The sequence below is a fragment of the Flavobacterium sp. W21_SRS_FM6 genome (assembly GCF_052119645.1).
In the GTDB taxonomy this organism is placed as follows: Bacteria; Pseudomonadota; Gammaproteobacteria; order Enterobacterales; family Alteromonadaceae; genus Paraglaciecola.
Genome location: NZ_JBGQOM010000003.1, coordinates 370,066 through 389,482 on the forward strand (window position 1 = coordinate 370,066; position 19,417 = coordinate 389,482).

General features: G+C 43.7%; 17 protein-coding genes. 10 read left to right on the forward strand and 7 right to left on the reverse strand.

Features of this window, described 5'->3' with window-relative positions:
• Positions 1-1,905, forward strand: coding sequence for a putative bifunctional diguanylate cyclase/phosphodiesterase (locus ACEN2L_RS07560; RefSeq protein WP_441742965.1), 1,905 nt, complete (start codon positions 1-3; stop codon positions 1,903-1,905).
• Positions 1,902-2,354, forward strand: coding sequence for a BLUF domain-containing protein (locus ACEN2L_RS07565; protein WP_441742967.1), 453 nt, complete (start codon positions 1,902-1,904; stop codon positions 2,352-2,354). Before ACEN2L_RS07560 ends, ACEN2L_RS07565 begins: the two co-directional genes overlap by 4 nt.
• Positions 2,355-2,375: 21 nt before the next feature.
• Here ACEN2L_RS07565 and ACEN2L_RS07570 read toward each other — a convergent pair whose 3' ends face one another.
• From ACEN2L_RS07570 to ilvD, 3 genes are read right to left on the reverse strand one after another with little or no spacing between them, the layout of a single operon-like run.
• Positions 2,376-3,296, reverse strand: a complete 921-nt coding sequence (locus ACEN2L_RS07570) for a glutaminase (protein WP_441742968.1) — start codon at positions 3,294-3,296, stop codon at positions 2,376-2,378.
• Positions 3,297-3,319: 23 nt separating this feature from the next.
• On the reverse strand, positions 3,320-4,867 hold the full coding sequence (gene ilvA, locus ACEN2L_RS07575; RefSeq protein ID WP_306021969.1) for a threonine ammonia-lyase, biosynthetic: 1,548 nt from the start codon (positions 4,865-4,867) through the stop codon (positions 3,320-3,322).
• Positions 4,868-6,715: a dihydroxy-acid dehydratase gene (ilvD, locus tag ACEN2L_RS07580; protein WP_441742970.1), complete on the reverse strand. Its 1,848-nt coding sequence runs from the start codon at positions 6,713-6,715 to the stop codon at positions 4,868-4,870.
• A gap of 422 nt (positions 6,716-7,137) precedes the next feature.
• On the opposite strand from ilvD, the gene ACEN2L_RS07585 reads away from it, so the two are divergent.
• The 4 genes from ACEN2L_RS07585 to ACEN2L_RS07600 all read left to right on the forward strand — a co-directional run bounded on the left by ACEN2L_RS07585 (position 7,138) and on the right by ACEN2L_RS07600 (position 11,595).
• On the forward strand, positions 7,138-7,761 hold the full coding sequence (locus tag ACEN2L_RS07585; RefSeq protein WP_441742972.1) for a trimeric intracellular cation channel family protein: 624 nt from the start codon (positions 7,138-7,140) through the stop codon (positions 7,759-7,761).
• A gap of 105 nt (positions 7,762-7,866) precedes the next feature.
• Entirely contained in the window at positions 7,867-8,799 is a 933-nt protein-coding gene (locus ACEN2L_RS07590) for an ABC transporter ATP-binding protein (protein WP_441742974.1), read from the forward strand.
• Positions 8,789-10,006, forward strand: a complete 1,218-nt coding sequence (locus ACEN2L_RS07595) for an ABC transporter permease (RefSeq protein WP_441742976.1) — start codon at positions 8,789-8,791, stop codon at positions 10,004-10,006. The genes ACEN2L_RS07590 and ACEN2L_RS07595 overlap by 11 nt, the downstream gene beginning before the upstream one ends.
• Positions 10,007-10,080: 74 nt before the next feature.
• Positions 10,081-11,595 carry a YifB family Mg chelatase-like AAA ATPase gene (locus tag ACEN2L_RS07600; protein ID WP_441742978.1) on the forward strand — a complete coding sequence of 505 codons (1,515 nt, stop codon included), beginning with the start codon at positions 10,081-10,083 and terminating at the stop codon, positions 11,593-11,595.
• Between the two features lie 30 nt (positions 11,596-11,625).
• Here ACEN2L_RS07600 and ACEN2L_RS07605 read toward each other — a convergent pair whose 3' ends face one another.
• A complete protein-coding gene (locus ACEN2L_RS07605; RefSeq protein ID WP_441742980.1) occupies positions 11,626-13,089 on the reverse strand; it encodes a carbon starvation CstA family protein in 1,464 nt (487 codons plus the stop codon).
• Between the two features lie 668 nt (positions 13,090-13,757).
• On the opposite strand from ACEN2L_RS07605, the gene ACEN2L_RS07610 reads away from it, so the two are divergent.
• Together ACEN2L_RS07610 and ACEN2L_RS07615 are read left to right on the forward strand one after the other, a co-directional pair.
• Entirely contained in the window at positions 13,758-13,943 is a 186-nt protein-coding gene (locus tag ACEN2L_RS07610; protein ID WP_441742982.1) for a hypothetical protein, read from the forward strand.
• Positions 13,940-14,821 (forward strand): carbon-nitrogen hydrolase family protein, encoded by an 882-nt coding sequence (locus tag ACEN2L_RS07615; protein ID WP_441742984.1) that lies wholly within the window; start codon positions 13,940-13,942, stop codon positions 14,819-14,821. The genes ACEN2L_RS07610 and ACEN2L_RS07615 overlap by 4 nt, the downstream gene beginning before the upstream one ends.
• A 6-nt stretch (positions 14,822-14,827) precedes the next feature.
• Here the strand turns inward: ACEN2L_RS07615 and ACEN2L_RS07620 are convergent, their stop codons facing one another.
• Both ACEN2L_RS07620 and ilvY read right to left on the reverse strand, forming a co-directional pair.
• Positions 14,828-15,253, reverse strand: a complete 426-nt coding sequence (locus tag ACEN2L_RS07620; RefSeq protein WP_441742986.1) for a hypothetical protein — start codon at positions 15,251-15,253, stop codon at positions 14,828-14,830.
• 136 nt (positions 15,254-15,389) lie between these two features.
• Positions 15,390-16,274: an HTH-type transcriptional activator IlvY gene (ilvY, locus tag ACEN2L_RS07625; protein ID WP_441742988.1), complete on the reverse strand. Its 885-nt coding sequence runs from the start codon at positions 16,272-16,274 to the stop codon at positions 15,390-15,392.
• Positions 16,275-16,397: 123 nt separating this feature from the next.
• Between ilvY and ilvC the strand changes: the two genes are divergently transcribed.
• Both ilvC and ACEN2L_RS07635 read left to right on the forward strand, forming a co-directional pair.
• Positions 16,398-17,873: a ketol-acid reductoisomerase gene (gene ilvC, locus ACEN2L_RS07630; protein ID WP_306021980.1), complete on the forward strand. Its 1,476-nt coding sequence runs from the start codon at positions 16,398-16,400 to the stop codon at positions 17,871-17,873.
• A 341-nt stretch (positions 17,874-18,214) separates the two neighbouring features.
• Positions 18,215-18,547, forward strand: a complete 333-nt coding sequence (locus tag ACEN2L_RS07635) for a hypothetical protein (protein ID WP_306021981.1) — start codon at positions 18,215-18,217, stop codon at positions 18,545-18,547.
• Between the two features lie 78 nt (positions 18,548-18,625).
• Here the strand turns inward: ACEN2L_RS07635 and ACEN2L_RS07640 are convergent, their stop codons facing one another.
• Entirely contained in the window at positions 18,626-19,270 is a 645-nt protein-coding gene (locus ACEN2L_RS07640; RefSeq protein ID WP_441742990.1) for an OmpA family protein, read from the reverse strand.
• Between the last annotated feature and the right edge of the window lie 147 nt (positions 19,271-19,417).

Consider the following 19,417-nt stretch of genomic DNA (forward strand, 5'->3'; position numbering starts at 1 on the left):
ATGCATAAATTGTTACAGCGACAACTTAAGCGCACACTAAAAGATGAGGCATTTGAAACAGAAAATAATGTTTTGTTGCAATCCATATCCGATGCCTATAGTCAAAACGAACAAACCCTCAAAATGCTTGAGCGCTCATTATTTTTGACCTCAAATGAGCTAAATGAACGCAATGAAACCCTAAAAAACCAACTTGCGTCCATGGAACACGTGCAAGCTCAACTCAAACACTCACTCGGTTTATTGCAAGCCACCTTTGATTCAACTGGCGAAATAGTCTTAGTGTATGATTTAGAAGGAGAGTTGATTTCGTTTAACAGTATGGGTAAGGCCTTTTTTAACGACATTAATTTGACAGAAGTCACCACCTGGAAAGCCTTTTTAGATTATTTGCAAGACAGAGATCAGCTCTTATTGCTGGTAGAAGAACTCAAAGAAGACCCGTTAAAAGATTTATCGGGCACCCTAGCAATGCGTGATACTCGATATTTTAGTTTTCGCTCTTTACCCCAAATTCAAGAAGGGAAACTCACTGGCCGTGTATGGTGCTTTCACGACGTTACGCTGCAAAAACAACACGAAGCCACCATCCAGTATCAAGCTTATCACGACAGCTTAACTGGCTTACCTAATCGTGCCCTACTACTTGATCGGATTAAACATTCCCTCGCGATTGCTAAAAGAGAGAAAAATAAATTAGCGATATTGTTTCTTGATCTCGACAATTTTAAAAAGGTTAACGATAGCGAAGGTCATGAAGCAGGCGATAAATTGTTGCAAGAAGTTGTGCGGCGACTGCAAACGAGACTAAGAGAGCAAGATACACTTTCGCGCCAGGGCGGCGACGAGTTTGTTATTTTACTCGAAAACATCCAGTCCGAAAACGCCGTGACCTCCATCTGTCAAGATATCCTAGCCTTGTTAAAAATGCCTTTTGATATTGCTACACGCCAGCACTACGTCACTGCCAGTATTGGTATCGCCGTCTACCCAAGCGATGACGATAACGCATCGGCCCTGATTCGAAAGGCTGACTTAGCCATGTACCAATCAAAAGCAGCCGGAAAAAATGGCCTGCATTTTTACAGCCACGAAGTTGAAAGTAATGCACTGCAACAGCTAGCCATCGAACAAGCCTTACGCAAGGCTGTCAGCAACGGCGAACTGCACTTGGAATACCAACCCAAGGTAGATTTAGCGAGTATGCAAATAAGTAGTCTTGAGGCCCTGTGCAGATGGCAACGGCCAAATGGCGACCGAGTATCTCCTGATGTTTTTATTGCGATAGCAGAGCAGACGGGCTTAATTACTGACATCGGCCAAATGGTGATTACAAAAACTTGTCAGCAAATTGCTAAATGGAATCAATTGGATATTTGTAAGACGACAGTGTCGATAAATTTAAGCAGCTTAGAGTTTCAAAGCGAAATACTCATTAAGCATCTTATCGACAGCCTAGAACGTTTTAATATTGAGGGTAGCCAGCTCATTATTGAGTTGACCGAGTCTATTTTTATGGAAGACAAAGACAGTATTAAAGAGACGATGCTGATGTTAAATAAGCTTGGCATTACCTTCGCTTTAGATGACTTTGGTAAGGGTTACTCTTCCTTTAGCTACTTACAGTTTTTACCGCTGCATTATTTAAAAGTCGACAAGGCGTTTTTACAAGACATTCAGTCCAATGCGCAATCATCAACTATCGCTAAAACCATTATTGATATTGGTCATAATTTGGGATTAAGTGTTATTGCAGAAGGAATTGAAGACCAGTTTATGTTGGACTATGTGACGGCTCATAAATGTAACATCGGCCAGGGGTTTTTCTTACACAAGCCAATGATGCCAGAAGCAGCAACGCCACTTTTACCTAAGCTACACACTGAATTAGGTGATATGTTATGAATAAGCTCGAAACAACACCACCATTAGTTGAATTAGTGTATGTCAGTGTCGCCAGTGTCGACTTTACTCACCAAGATCTTATTGAAATCCTCAAAATCGCGCGAAAAAATAATTACATAAACGATATTTCTGGTTTGCTGCTATACAACAATAAAGGCAATTTTATTCAAGCCATAGAAGGCCCTGAAAAAGCGATTAATCTATTGTTCGACAAAATCAAACAAGACCAACGCCATGACCAAGTGTATCAGTTAGCGTATCGACCAATCAGCAAACGCTGCTTTGCTGATTGGCAAATGGGATTTAAATTACTCGATGATGTGCCTATGCCCGAGGTGCAAGGCTTCTCAGAATTCATGCACCAAGATGCAAATATTAATCACTTTGTTGAACATAAAAACTTTGCCTTAGAATTACTCGATTACTTTAGACAAACCAACACTAATTAGGCCATCCAGCTAATCGAGTAACTACTCACCGAAGATTGACCATCCGGTCTTTTGCGCCAATATCTCAAGGGCATGAGTGCCTAACTTACTGTTGCCAATTGCATCAAGTCCAGGCGACCACACCGCTATTGATGCTTTACCCGGTGCAATAACCAATATACCACCGCCCACGCCACTTTTACCCGGTAAACCCACTCTAAATGCAAACTCACCCGAACCATCATAATGACCGCACATCAACATCAATGAGTTGATGCGCTTCGCACGATTTGGTGACACAACGGCATAACCCGTATGTGGATTGATGCCGTTATTAGCCAAAAACAAACCCGCTGTGGCAAGTTGCTGAGTATTCATGGCGATAGAGCAATGATGAAAGTACGTGCCGAGCACCGCATCAACTGGGTTTTTAAAATGACCGAAAGACGCCATAAAATGTGCTAAAGAGGCGTTTCGGTCACCGGTTTCTAACTCTGAGCGCGCCACTTTTTCATCAATGGCAATGCTGTCATCATTCGCTAAAAAACGCACAAATTGTATAATTTCAGCCAAGGTTTCTTTGGGTTGATGGCCCTGCATAATGGCATCAGCAATCGCGATGGCGCCAGCGTTAATGAAAGGGTTTCGGGGTTTACCGTGCTCGTGTTCCAGTTGCACAATGGAATTAAACGGGTCACCTGAGGGTTCACGACCAACGCGTTGCCAAACCCGCTCCCCTAGTTTGCCTAGTGCTAAGGTAAGAGTAAAAACTTTAGAAACACTTTGTATGGAGAATAGGGTGTGTGCGCAGCCCGCGTGGTAAACCTCGCCATTTGTCAGGGCGATACTAATGGCGAACTGGTCTGGGTTAACACTTGCAAGCTGCGGAATATAGGATGCGACAGTGCCCTTGTTAGGCACCAAAGCCATCTGCGCAGCGATATCATCTATAATAGTTTGCACAGACAACTCCGGATGACACTTAACTAAAACACACCTTTCAAATCAGATAAAAAGAAACGATAGGCCGGATTATGGGTTTGCTCTTCGTGTTGATAATTTAGCGCGGCTAAGTGTTGATCAAAATCAGTACGTTGCTCAGGTGGAATTTCAAAACCACACAACACTAAGCCCGCGGCTGCGCCATGATTGCGATAATGAAACAAGGTAATGTTCCACGTTTCACCCAAGGTATTTAAAAACTTCATCAGGGCGCCGGGGTATTCTGGAAATTCAAATGAAAAAATATGTTCGTTTTGCAAATGTGCTGGGCGACCACCCACCATATAACGCACGTGCAACTTAGCCATCTCGTTTTCACTCAGATCAAAACATTGGTAGTCATGCTGAGCCAATGTCGTGCTTAATTCTTTGAACTCTGCCCTACCACCACGCAACTTAATACCCACAAAGATATGGGCCTCGCCCTCGGTAGCATAGCGGTAATTAAATTCGGTAATGATACGACCACCTAATAACTCACAAAACTGCTTGAACGCACCAGCACGCTCTGGAATTTTAACCGCAAATACCGCTTCTTTTTGCTCGCCTAACTCGCAGCGTTCAGACACATAACGCAAGGTATGAAAGTTAATATTAGCGCCACACAAAATACCGCCGAAGGTATGCCCTTGCATCGGATTTTGCTGTAAATATTTACGAATACCAGCAATCGACAATGCGCCTGCAGGTTCAGCTATCACGCGGGTGTCATCAAAAATATCTTTAATTGCCGCACAAATTTCATCAGTAGAAACCGTGATCACCTCATCGATGTATTGTTGGCATAAACGAAAAGGCTCAGTTCCGATGGTTTTTACTGCCACGCCATCTGCAAAGATGCCTACAGAGGGCAATGGCACAGGCTTACCCGCTTTGATAGCGGCTTGCAAACAAGCGGATTCGTCTGATTCTACGGCAATAATTTTTAGATCGGGCTTAAGTTGCTTCAAAAATACCGAGATACCCGCTGCCAAACCACCACCACCTACCGCGATAAATAGGGTATCGATATGAGGGTTTTGCTCGAGGAGTTCACGACCAATGGTGCCTTGCCCAGTGATAACATCTTCATCATCAAAGGGGGCCACCATGGTATACCCATGGACTTGCGATAAGCGTAGGGCTTCATCTTTGGCTTGGTCAAAGCTGGTGCCATGCAAAATCACATTGGCATACTCACCGCCGAAACTACGCACTGCATCTACCTTGATGTCAGGCGTGGTTTCTGGCATCACAATATGCGCTTGTATTTTTTTCCGTTGTGCCGAGTAAGCCACTCCTTGCGCGTGGTTACCGGCAGAGGCAGCCACCACGCCAGCCTGCAACTGCTCATCAGATAAGCTGGCTAACTTGTTGTAGGCACCGCGTAATTTAAATGACTTAACGGGTTGTTGATCTTCACGCTTTAACCAAATTTCATTGCCTAAAGTAGCCGACAACTTATCAAGTTTGACCAAATCACTTTTGACTGCCACATCATAAACGGGTGCCAATAAGATGCGTTTTAAATAATCGTTGGCTGACAGACTCATTTAATCTTCCAACATCGCAGCATTACGCACTGCGCCTTTATCAGCGCTAGTGGCCAATAAGGCATAAGCTTTCAGGGCTAAGCTGACCTTGCGCTCACGATTAAGAGGCTTCCATGGTTTGTCGCTGGCATTCATTTTTTCACGGCGTTGTTGCAATACCTCATCTGAAATATCCACGCCGATAAAACGAGCAGGAATATCAATGATAATATTATCACCTTCTTCTATTAAGCCGATGCCACCACCACTTGCGGCTTCTGGTGAACAATGTCCAATAGACAAACCTGAGGTACCACCCGAAAAACGCCCGTCGGTGATCAGCGCACACTTCTTGCCCAAGCCTTTGGCTTTAAGATAGGTTGTTGGGTACAGCATTTCTTGCATACCAGGGCCGCCTTTAGGACCTTCGTAACGAATAACGACCACGTCACCTGCTACCACCTGATCACCTAAAATAGCGCTAACGGCCTCATCTTGACTTTCATATATACGCGCACGCCCGGTAAACTTGTGGATTGACTCATCCACGCCTGCCGTTTTAACAATACAGCCGTCTTCAGCAATATTACCAAATAAAACAGCCAAACCACCTTCTTCGCTGAAGGCATGTGCTCGGTCGCGAATACAGCCATTTTCGCGGTCTGTATCGGCAGTCGGGTAACGGCAATCTTGGCTAAAGGCTTTGGTAGTGCGAATGCCAGCAGGGCCCGCTCGGTAAAAAGTTAAGGCGTGCTCATTGGCCGGATTAGTTATATCCCATTCACTGATCACTTCGCCCATGGTTTTACCCAGTACATGCATGCTGTCGCCATGCAATAAACCCGCTTTGTTCAACTCATTTAATATACCCAACACGCCACCCGCACGGTGTACGTCTTCCATATGATAAAGTGGTGTAGAAGGCGCAACCTTACATAGGTGTGGTACTTTGCGCGATAAACGGTCGATATCTTCAAGGGTAAAGGGCACTTCACCTTCAATCGCAGCAGCTAACAAGTGTAAAATGGTATTGGTTGAGCCGCCCATGGCAATATCGAGTGTCATCGCGTTTTCAAAGGCTTTAAAATTAGCGATGTTGCGAGGTAATACGCTTTCATCATCCTGTTCATAATAACGTTTACACAGCTCAACAATTTGTTGACCTGCTTTAATAAACAAACTTTCGCGGTCGGCATGGGTGGCTAACATTGAACCATTGCCGGGCAAAGACAAACCTAAAGCTTCGGTTAAACAGTTCATGGAATTGGCGGTAAACATACCAGAACATGAGCCACAAGTAGGACAAGCTGAACGCTCTACCTCACCACTTTCTTCATCTGATACATTACTATCAACACCCGCTACCATGGCATCAACCAGATCAAGTTTGATAATTTTGTCAGATAGCTTGGTTTTACCCGCTTCCATTGGACCACCTGATACAAATATTACTGGCACGTTCAGGCGCATTGAGGCCATCAACATCCCCGGAGTAATCTTGTCACAGTTCGAGATACATACGATGGCATCAGCGCAATGAGCGTTAACCATATACTCCACGGCATCGGCAATAATTTCGCGAGAAGGCAAACTGTACAACATACCGCTGTGGCCCATGGCAATACCGTCATCTACAGCGATGGTGTTAAATTCTTTTGCCACACCGCCCGCCGCCTCAATACTGCGCGCAACCAATTGTCCCATATCTTTTAAGTGAACATGGCCCGGCACAAACTGAGTAAAAGAATTAGACACCGCAATAATCGGTTTAGTGAAATCTTTATCAGTCATACCCGTGGCGCGCCATAAGGCTCTGGCACCAGCCATATTTCTGCCTTGGGTGGAGGTTGCTGAACGTAACTTTGGCATGTTTGACACCTTTTATAATCTGTAATGGAAGCAGTAATATCTGCCTAAAAACCTTTAGAATTTTTATTGGTGGTGCGGATAATGCCCACCAATAAAAAACCCCCGGACGGTGGTGCGGGGGTCTAGTTAGCTAACCTTTATGTCAGCACTATCCCCGCAATGAAATAATCACAACTACTATTCTCAGCCACGCTGTTATGAATAAGTTGGGCACAAGATCGCACTCCTGAGAGCTGGGTATAGGGCTTTAAAAATAATAAATCGTCACTGCATGTATTGGTAACACGAACCTAAACTAGCAAGCAAGCTCTGTTATATGCTTTTTTGAAGGAGTATATATTCAAAATGGCCAATTATACCCGTGACTTGCCACACATTAATCTAAGCGCGTATGATGAGCGCCGCAAAGAGGTGGGGTTAATATGATCACGTGGTTACATTGGGTAGACTTAGTCGGCGTTGCCGTTTTTGCTGTATCAGGCACATTGATGGCCTATAAAAAGAATATGGATGGTTTTGGAGTTGTTGTTCTTGCATCTGTAACGGCCATTGGTGGTGGCACATTGCGCGACATGATACTCGATTTACCGGTGTTCTGGGTTCAAGATCCCAGTTTCTTTTACGCCATACTCGCGGCAGCCCTGATTACCATTATTTGGTTACGTACTAAAAATACCTTCCCCTTAGGCTATCTGTTATTTGCCGATGCTATTGGTTTAGCTTTTTTTAACGTGATGGGTTTGCAAAAAGCGCTGACTTACGGCGCATCGCCGCTTATTGCCATTGCGCTGGGTACCATGACCGGAGTATTCGGTGGTTTAATTCGTGATGTTATTTGTCGTGAAATCCCTCTGGTGCTAAAAGGCGAATTATACGCCACTGCCTGCATTCTTGGCGGCGCCTGCTACATGGGTGCGATGTCATTAAATTTGAGCCCGGTTTTGTGCTTAAGTACCGGTTTTGCCATTACGCTTATTTTTCGTCTTGGCGCCATGAAATGGCATTGGCATTTGCCCGTTTTCCAAGCTCATGACAAAGTAGAATAAGTACTATTGCCCTTGCATGTAATAAATTTCGAATAATGCTGACTATGGAGTATTGCGATCTATCTTGGTCTCAATCAATGCCGTCATTTAAAAAGAGGATAGCAAATGGAACTTGAAGTTCAGCAAATCTGTAAACAGTACGCTCAGGTGCAGGCGATTAATCGATTATCGTTTGGTGTTAAAAAAGGCGAGATATTTGCACTATTAGGGCCAAATGGGGCTGGCAAGTCATCACTGATCCGCATGCTGAGTGGTTTTACCCAAGCCGACTCCGGACAAATTAAAGTCAGCATAAGCAATCGCTATTATCCCTATATCCCTTCTCACGCCTTAGGCTATTTACCAGAAGATCGTGGCTTATACCCCGAAAAGTCAGTGCTCAAAAACATTGTCTATTTTGCCCAACTCAATGGGGTAGATAAAATGGCCGCCATTAAAGAAGCTAAGTATTGGTTAGAACGCTTTGATTTATTAGATCGTATCGACGCACAGCTAAAATCCTTATCCAAAGGTAATCAACAAAAAGTACAGTTAATTACCGCGGTCATTCATCAACCTAGTTGGGTCATATTGGATGAGCCATTTTCAGGGCTCGACCCCATTAATCAAGAAAAGGTTGTACAATTTTTGGCTGAATTAAAAGCCAAAGGTATGACCGTTATACTTAGCGCTCATCAAATGGCCATGGTGGAAAAGCTAGCTGATAGAATGTTGCTACTCAATAAGGGCCAGTGCGTTTTTTACGGCACACTACATGCCATCCGCCAACAGGCTAAGGTGTCAGGCGTATTAACCGCAAAATTTTCTGAAAACATAGATGAAAAGCGTATCACCAGCTTACTTGAAGACTCTGCATATCAGTTAATCGATTCACACACTTTACGTATTAATTTGAGTAATCAACATGTTTTAAACGACCTGTTGCTCATTTTGCCTGGACTTGGCGAGCTAGTCAGTTTGCACAGTGAAAAATTAGATCTTCACCAGCTATATCTATCAGCGATTGCTAACCATGGAGAAGCCAACAGTGATAAATAAACCAAGTAAATGGGCGCAAACATGGTTGGTTACGTCTTGGGAATTCACCCATTTTTTTAAATGGAAACAAGAACTGGTTTCAAAACTCATTATGCTTGGTATCGGGCTACTGGTTTTTGTATGGCAACAGGTTAAAGACGACACCCAGGACATGTATCGCATTGCCGTATCTGAGCATATCAACCTGCCGCAAAACACTGATAACTTTCAGTTTATTCATACCAGTCTCGATTTACAGACGCTAAAAATCGAGTTAAGCGAGCAACAAAATTGGGACGCTATACTCATTGAACAGGACCTTGCTGACGGCAGTAAACAAGTGAGTATCTACAGCCAAGATAAACAGGCGTGGCTTGAACAACTGCAACAGCAACTCATAAAACACTACACTCTCAACTTCGCCACTCGCTTAGGTTTACAAGAAAAACAGTTAGCCGTATTAAACGCGCCAGCACGTTTTGATTTCAGCTATTTAGATGAACGTATCAAATCAGATGAAAAAACCAGCAGTGCCACCGCAGTGGGTATTTTAGTATTACTACTGGCAGGCATGTTTACCTCATTTGGCCAACTGTTTGCCAGTGTTACGGGAGAAAAACAACAGCGGGTTACTGAACAGCTTTATGCCTGCATGAGTCCACAAACTTGGATTGATGGCAAGATCCTCGGACAAATGTTGCACGCGATAAAAGCCATGACCAGCGCCGCACTTACTGGTTTATTGGGCTATGCCTTTTTCTCTGTCATTATCGGTGGAAATAGCATTGATATGCGTGTTATCGACTGGGCAATGCTGCCCTGGTTTGCCTTATTTTCACTCTGCGGGATTTACTTGTGTACAGCCTTCATGGCAGCTATTGCTGCTGCCATCGACGATCCAAATCACAGCGCCAAAACCAGCATCATGTTATTACCCTTAGTGCCGATTATTTTAACTTTTTTGGTCATGGATAGCCCATCAGGCTGGGCCTTGCAGTTTTTGAGTTATTTTCCGCTGACATCTTTTGCGGCTATGCCAGTGAGAATGTCGGTACTTGACGTACCACTGTGGCAACCACTCTTATCATGTGCCATGTTACTCATGTTAAACCTGTGGCTGAGGGGCGCCGCGGGCAGACTCTTTAAAATGGGCATGAACATGTATGGTAAAGAGCCATCAATGAAACAAATGATGAGCTGGACGATTAGCGATCGTTCGACCGGCTAAAGCTTTAAATTCGCATTTTGCCAAGGATTGGCTAGCCTTATCCCTACAGTGTGTGCCTGCAAATGGAGTTGCTTATGTCCTTAGCCCTTGTCTTTTCGCGAGCCAGTGTTGGCATCGACGCCCCCCTTATTAATGTAGAAGTGCATTTAGCTAATGGCCTACCCTGTTTCAATTTAGTCGGGTTACCAGAGGCGTCGGTACGAGAAGCAAAAGATCGGGTACGCAGCGCACTCGTTAACTCTGGCTTTGAATTTCCGGCTAAACGTATCACCGTTAACCTTGCCCCTGCTGACTTACCCAAAGATGGAGGACGCTTTGATCTTGCCATTGCTATTGGTATTATTGCCGCTACTTATCAATTACCCGCTGCGCAACTGCAGCAATTAGAGCTGGTCGGCGAGCTAGCTTTATCTGGTGAAATTCGTGCGGTCAGTGGTGCATTACCCTTTGCTTATGCCTGCTCTCAAGCGAAACGTCATGCCATATTACCTATTGATAACGCCGCTGAAGCCTCACTGATTAAAGACGCTAAAATCATTGGAGCACATCAGCTAGTGGATGTGTTTAACCACATTATGGGGCAAAAACCCCTTGCTTACTTTCAAGTTAATACTGCAACACAAGAGGCACAGTACGACAACGATTTACAAGATGTCGTAGGCCAAAGTACCGCCAAACGCGCCTTAGAAATCGCTGCAGCGGGGGCGCATAATTTATTGTTTACTGGGCCACCTGGTACTGGCAAAACCATGTTAGCCAGTCGCTTGATTACCATACTGCCACCCATGAGCGACGAGGAAGCACTCGCCAGTGCGGCCATACATTCAATTGTGGGTAAACCGGTTGACCCTGCGACATGGAAGCAGCGCCCTTTTCGCCATCCCCACCACACTAGCTCTGCGGTAGCTTTAGTAGGTGGCGGCAGCATTCCACGCCCAGGTGAAATATCCCTAGCCCATCATGGCGTACTCTTTTTAGACGAATTACCTGAGTTTGATAGAAAGGTACTCGACGTGCTGCGCGAACCCCTTGAATCAGGCACCGTGTCAATTTCACGAGCAGCACGGCAAGCGCAATTTCCGGCGCAATTTCAGCTTGTCGCAGCTATGAATCCGAGCCCCACAGGCAGCCTTAATGATGGCCGCTCAACATCAGACCAAGTATTACGGTATTTAAACCGTATTTCAGGGCCTTTTTTAGACCGAATAGACTTACAAGTTGATGTGCCCAAATTGCCCGCTAATGATTTTTCAGAACAAGTAAAACAACGAGGTGAAAGCAGCCGTGAAGTCCGCCAGCGAGTATTCGCTGCACGCCAGCAGCAACTGTTTAGAGCGGGAAAAACCAATGCTCAATTAGGGAGCAAAGAAGTAGACATACACTGCAAACTTAGCACTGAAGATCAACTCTTTTTACAGCGGGCTGTAGAAAAACTTGGTTTATCACTGCGCACCTATCACCGCGTACTAAAGGTGGCGCGCAGTATTGCTGATTTAGCGAATAGCCCGCATATACAACGCCCACATTTAGCAGAAGCCTTGCATTATCGGGCCTTTGATAGAATGTTGGCCCAATTGGCGAATAACTAAGCAATTAAAGCCTCAAGGTTGAGAGGCGACCTACTTCAGACTCGCCGATGTTTTTTTATGAAAAAATACCAATCCAACGAAGCCAATTACCGCAACAACGACGCCAATAGGTTTGCCTAATTCACTGGACAAATTAAAGCCAATTGCCGCTGTCATGATGTATGACAGAGTAATAGCAGAGGCGATTACCGCAGGAATACTCACAATCCAATGAAAGCTTCCGCGATCAAATACATATTTAGTGGCAAGCCACAACACGCTGGTGGATAACAACATATTTGAAAAAGCAAAGTAGCGCCAAATAAGCGTAAAATCTAGTTTGGTCATCAGAAAAGCGATGGTCAAAATCGGGATAGACAATAACAAACGGTTACGGATACTTTGTGGAATATTAAAGGCGTCTACTAAGGTCAAGCGCAGTGAACGAAAGGCGGTATCACCAGATGTAATGGGGAAAACCGCAACGGCTATAATAGCCATTATGCCACCAAACAGCCCCAAATAGCTGTTTGCAATATGGTTAACGACCAAGCCCGGCCCACCAATATCTAACATGGCTTTAAGGCCCGCATATCCTTCTGGAAACGCAGCAATCCCTGCCAAAGCCCACACACAAGCAACAATACCTTCACACATCATGGCGCCGTAATAGACTGGACGTACGTATTTTTCGTTAGTTAAACAACGTGCAATGATCGGCGCTTGAGTAGAGTGAAAACCACTGATCGCGCCACAGGTTATTGTGATAAATAACAGCGGCCAAGTGGGCAAACCGTCGGGATTTGGCGCTAAAAAGTCATGGGCGTGCTCGCTTTCAAAATAGGCCCAAAAATCGCCAGCAAGGGGAAGATGTGGTGCATCTAACAGTAAGGCTATGGCGATCATACTGGTCATAACTATCATCAACAAACCAAAGATTGGATAAAACTTGGTGATGATTTTATCGATGGGTAACAAAGTGGCTAAAAAGTAATATGCCAAAATCACTAAGACCCAAAAGGTATTGTTCGCCAGAATCGTACCTTCAAATGAGTCAAGGTTACTCAGCAGACCCGCCGGACTCATGATAAATACCACGCCGACAAAAAACAGCAACATCGCGGTAAAAACCAACATTAGTCCTTTGAATACCACGTTGTAATAGTGCCCGGCTATTTCAGGTAAACTTTTTCCATTTTCTTTGATGCTCATTACACCGGAAAAATAGTCGTGAACGGCTCCACCTAATACATTGCCCAATACAATCCATACTAATGCAACCGGACCATAAAGTGCCCCTAGGATGGGACCGAAAATCGGCCCAACACCGGCAATATTTAAAAACTGAATCAAAAAGGCTCTGACAGGATGAATAGCAACATAATCAACCCCCTCGTTAAAACGTGATTGCGGGGTGATAGCATTTGGGTCAATACCCGCCTGTTTTTCAACAAAAGGACTGTAAAATTTATAACCAATGAGCAAAATAGTAATACAGATAAAGAAGATGATCATAATGTTAGGTATCTCTGTGCGTACTTATTTAAACAAGTGTCTAGGATTGTCTTTAATTTACGCCGCTAGATTAACAGAAGCGCTTTACCAACAACAGATAGCAACAAATTTGACTGGCATGCACAATAGTAGTGACTTACAGCCACTTTTTAGGCTTAAGTGTCTTGTCATTTTATTAGAGGCTTCACTATCAGTTTGTTGGGAGAGCCTGTGTTTCAGGAAAGCCATTTGTACAAAACCCGCATAATTATCTGTTCAGGCATATTTGTTGCTTTCTAACTATTAGCAGTAGAAAGTAGATAAAATACTCCTTACACAAGGTCCCTGTATTGGTTGCTTGTTAATGCAAGCAGATAACAAGGATAACGTTGTGAAGATAACTTAGAGGGTGAAATAGCCTAGGAGGGCCAACTTTTGGAGAGTCATGATCAGCACAAAGTCAATGAATGGAAGATGTGCACAACAGTATGTACCCGAGCTAGCCGCTTTAAAAATATAGATGATTTTTGAATGCCCTTATTTGTATCTAGGGGCGCTTACTTGTGAGTCACGCTATGTATCATCCCATTTTACTGCACAGCAAGGCCTGTTGTTATGATCAAGGATGATAGAAAAATCGTGGAGCATAGACCGAAATACCCATACATTGGCGTACAGAAGAGGTACCAATGGCTCTGATGAATGGTGCTTATGCCACAGAAACAGTATTTTACTGTGGCGAAGCCGTTCGCTTTCCTCAATATCGCGGTCAGGATTACCAGAAAATAACTGAGATAATCACGAGCTTCGTTTGGCGAGAGATGGGTAAAACCATTGAAAACCCTAATTTTCTGGCTTATTGGATGAAAACATGATCAAAAAAAAATGTAAGGTTGCTGTTGCTCAATATGATATTAGTTTTTTTACGCATTTTGACCAATTTACGAGCAAACTGGAAAGTTGGTTTCAACAAGCTTACACCCAAAACGCACAGTTATTAGTGTTCCCAGAGTATGGCAGTATGGAGCTTGCATCACTCTTTGATGAAACCGTTTATAGTGATTTAAGTCAGCAACTGTATGCGATGCAAGGCCTCTATCAAGATTATCAAGCTTGCTATATTGAGTTAGCAAAGCGCTATAACTGCATCGTTCTTGCCAGCAGCTTTCCGGTACTTTTAGCGAATAAAACGTTTCGCAATAGGGCGAATCTCTTCGGACCGGATGGTTTAATTGGCTATCAAGATAAATTAATGATGACGCGTTTTGAAAATGAGCAATGGATTATTAATCCAGGCGATGAACTTAAAGTGTTCAGTACTGATATTGGTAAAGTCGGAGTCAACATTTGTTATGACTCCGAGTTTCCGCTATATGCGCAACAACAAGTGTCTGCGGGCGCTGACTTATTGTTAGTACCAAGTTGCACCGACGGATTGGCAGGATTTCATCGAGTACGCATAGGTAGCCAAGCTCGAGCCCTTGAAAACCAATGTTATGTCTTGCATTCGCCTACTGTTGGCCGGGCAGAGTGGTCTCCTGCCGTTGACTGCAATACTGGTAATGCCAGCATCTATACCCCTGTCGACCGTGGATTTCCTGAAAATGGAATTTTGCTGCAAATTAAAGATAATTCAGCCCAATGGCTAAACGCTGAGATAGATTTGGCTGAGCTATCCCATATTCGCCAGCAAGGCCAAGTGCTTAACCACCGAGACTGGAATAAACAACATGCAGCTAAATTGGCCAGTTAAGCTACATCATTTAGGTAGTGTAGAAGGAAGGTTTTGTAATTCAACTGGATGACGATCCCAACTTTCATAATCATTAAACCAATAAAATCCGGGGTTTTGCTCTGCTTGTTGTTTGACAACAAATCCCACGCCCTTTCCGGGACCTTTATACAAGAACACTTCGCAGGTTTTATGGCTGAGCCGAATAAAATCGATAGACATAAATGCAAAGGGGGATTTTTCAATCATCTTTTTTGACGACTCAATAGTAGCCATCAGTGCATTGCACGTATCGAGTATCTCCACTTTTTGAGGGACAGTAAGACGAGCTAAAATTGCTAAGGCATCTTCATAGGTATTCGTTTTCCAAAAAGAAAAACCAGCAAATAACACAATCGGAAAAAGCACGATCCCCACCAAAATAGGCACTAAGGCTGGCATAGATTTTTTCATGCAAAAAAAACAACCCATGTTGGATGAAGTTAAGCGCTATTTTTGCAAGGCAACAGGATATTAGTCAAAGATTAATGTGCGAAATGTAAAAAACGATAAGGGCAGTAAGACTAAGCTTGTCCAACGTTGGGGTAAGTTAGCAGCTAAATAGGGCCTGTATAGCCGGTTCTGCAGCCCGCTTTTGTAAACAACACAAACCAAGCTTATAAGGTTCAATGTCAGGGATTTCAATGCGATTTACCTTGTTGGCTACCACCGAATTATCCAATACAACTTGCGGCACGATCCCCAAGCCACAACCCAATGCAACCATGCTGACTATGGCTTCATTGCCTCCCACCGTGGCGTAAACTCTGGGGCGAATCCCTTTTTCAGCAAACCAATGATGCACGATTCGTTTAGTTGGTCCTGATTCAGGCAATATCATCGAATGTTTGCGCCAATCCACCTGATGCAAATGCTGTAACAAAGTATCTTTAGGTGCTATCAATACCAGTGGCACATCTTCAAGCGGTAAAAAATGGAGCTCCACAGGAAAGTCTGGGGTGTAAATCGCAATAGCGGCGTCTGTCTCTTGTTGCATGACCTTGGCAACTGACAACGCAGGATCACCTGTTGATAAGTGAATTTCAACTCTGGGGTATTTATGTCTGAAATTATTCACCAGCTTGGGTAGGTGACTATAGCTGGCCGTCACCGAGCAAAACAAGCTAAGCTCTCCTTGCAACAATTGATGATCTTGTTGTAATTCCCACTTTACCTTTTTCCATTCACTAAGGGTTTGTTGACTAAAGTTAAGCAGCTTAAGTCCTGCGGCAGTGATTTTGACGCTACGATTATCGCGCACAAAAAGCGCCGTTCCACACTCGTCTTCAAGCCGTTGTATGGCTCGACTCAGGGTAGAAGGACTAACAAACAAGGCATCAGAGGTCTTAGCAAAATGTAAGCTAGTGGCCAGATGTTGAAACAGTTCTAAGCTGCGAATATCCATAAAACCCTTTCGTTGCAAATTTTGCAACATGACGTTGCAAATATATCATTTTAAACAATATGCCATATTCGCTACTATTCTGCCATCACAAGATCGTCACTGACTTGTACGCAATTAGCGCAAACAGCGCAAAAGAATTTAAGGGTTTATACAATGGCTAATTATTTCAATACATTATCTTTACGTCAGCAACTTGACCAATTAGGTCGTTGCCGTTTTATGCAGCGCGCTGAGTTTGCAAATGGCTGTGATTTTTTAAAAGGCAAAAAAATTGTTATCGTCGGTTGTGGTGCTCAAGGTTTAAACCAGGGTTTGAACATGCGCGATTCTGGCTTAGATGTGTCTTATACGCTTCGCCAAGCCGCTATTGACGAAAAACGTGATTCTTTTCAACGCGCAACCAGCAATGGTTTCACGGTAGGCACCTATCAAGAACTGATTCCTAGTGCGGATATCGTTTATAACCTGACGCCTGATAAGCAACATTCAAGTGTAGTTGAAGCCATCATGCCTTTAATGAAAAAAGGGTCTACGTTGGGTTATTCGCACGGTTTTAATATTGTTGAAGAAGGCCAAAAAATTCGTAGTGACATTACAGTAGTGATGTGTGCACCTAAGTGCCCGGGTACTGAAGTACGTGAAGAATATAAACGTGGTTTTGGCGTTCCTACGCTAATTGCGGTACATCCAGAAAATGACCCACAAGGTCAAGGTTGGGATATTGCTAAAGCTCTAGCGTCTGCAACCGGCGGTGACCGAGCTGGTGTATTAGAGTCGTCTTTTGTTGCCGAAGTAAAATCTGACCTAATGGGTGAGCAAACCATCTTGTGTGGTATGCAGCAAGTCGCGGCTATTTTAGGCTACGACCTTATGGTCGATGAAGGTATTGATCCAGCCTACGCTGGTGAACTTATCCAACACGGTTTAGAAACGGTCACCGAAGCGTTAAAAATCGGTGGCGTCACTAACATGATGGACAGGTTATCTAATCCTGCCAAGTTAAAAGCCTTTGAATTAGCTGAAGAGTTAAAAGTGCTACTTGGTCCGCTTTTTGGCAAGCACCAAGACGACATTATCAGCGGCGAATTTTCTCGTACAATGATGGAAGATTGGGCGAATGGCGATGCAAACTTATTAAAGTGGCGTGAAGAAACCGGCCAAACAGGTTTTGAAAATGCCCCTCAGTTCAATGGCAAAATTGAAGAGCAAGAGTATTTTGACCATGGCGTCTTTTTAGTCGCGATGATTAAAGCGGGTGTTGAAATGGCATTCGATACGATGGTCGAAGCCGGAATCCTACCAGAGTCAGCTTATTATGAGTCATTGCACGAAACACCTTTGATCTCGAATACCATTGCACGTAAGCGTTTATATGAGATGAACGTGGTTATTTCTGATACCGCTGAATATGGTAACTATTTATTTGCAAATGCGGCCTTACCTATCTTAAAGGAAAAGTTAATGCCCAAAATTGGCACTGAGTTAATTGGCAAGGCCTATGCTGTTGCATCTAACAGCGTGGACAATAAAAAGTTGGTTGAAGTCAATAAGGCGATTCGTGAGCACGGTGTAGAAACCATCGGTGCTACCTTACGTGGCTATATGACTGATATGAAAGCCATAGTGTAACCAATTTGAGACGATTTCTGTCGTAAAGGTGCTTGTTACAAGCCCTCTTGCCCAGCCAAATTGGCTGGGCTTTTTTTTGACATTTTGCCTTAGTTGCCCATGTGCGACAGTTTTAGGTTACAATTTAGGCTTATTTTAAGTTTGATCGCCGGATTTCACTGAATCAAATATGGATTTTCGATATTATTTAGCAAGCACAGCGACATCTGATACCAAAATGCAACGGTTTGAGTAATTATACCAACTAAAAATACCGAGTTCATTGACCTTGCTTGATTGGCGCATAGATTGCTACCGCCCTTAAGGCCACCACTAGACACCTTCAAAAATATAGGTAAATAATGAAAAAGACACTAGACCGCATATGCCAGTTAGATGACTGGATTTTCGAAGTCAAAATGGTCAGAGCCCTCAAGGTGCGAAAACATGGCGAACCCTACTCAGCAGTAGCAAATCTCACCGCCAATGGCGAACAAGTTTACATAGATTCTCATTTATCTATTGATAATGAAGAGCTCACTAAAGAAGACTTCATGACCATATATCGATTCTGTGAGTTAATGGGCATGAAACATATTAGTTACGATCGTTTTAAAAATGGTACTAAGACCTCTAAGACGGTAGACATCGTTGAAAACCAAGTTCAAAAACCCACTATTCGGCTAGTAAAATAATCAAGTAGCGGGCAGTAAAACGGCGCCATGACAACTTACTGAAATACGGTTGACTGCAGCACAGCGCCAAACCCATGATTAACTTTGTAAGGGCATAATCGTCAATTCTACTCGACGATTTTTTTGTCTGCCTGAGTCCGTATCGTTACTTGCTGCCGGTTGATATTCCCCCATACCTAAGGTCGATACTCGTCTACTATCTACACCATGTTCCGTTAAGTAACCTTTTACGGCCGATGCCCTGTATTCCGATAGCAACTGATTCTGACTATCACTGCCCACATTATCTGTATGTCCTACCACCTGCAGTGTAGTTTTTTCATACTTATTAATTACCAATGCCACATCGTTTAAAACCGGATAAAAACTACTCGAAATATTGGCTTTGCCCGTTTCAAAGGTGATATTTCCTGGCATTAAAAGTTTAAGGTTATCTCCGTCTCTCACCACCTCAACACCAGAGTCAGCTAACTCGTCACGAAACTCTTTTTCTTGCTTATCCATGTATTGACCAATCGCTCCACCTGCTATTGCCCCTACTACTGCGCCCCATGCGTAGCGGCTTTTATCGTTATCACCCGTGCCCTTACCGATCAGAGCCCCTACTACTGCACCGATGCCAACGCCCTTTTGAGTATTCGTTGCGGTGTTTGCACACCCAGTTAAAAGAAAGGCACTGAGTCCAAACGCCATTGCCAACTTTGTATTAACTTGCTTAATCATGTTTGCTCCTGATAAAACCGCATTGCTCCTTTATGAAGAACAATATTTATGAAATTAGTATCTGATTAATTAACTGAACCAGAGATGAACATAGCAAGCACTGCACGAACTGTTCCAAAACAGATGATTGCAATTTTCCCAGACCAA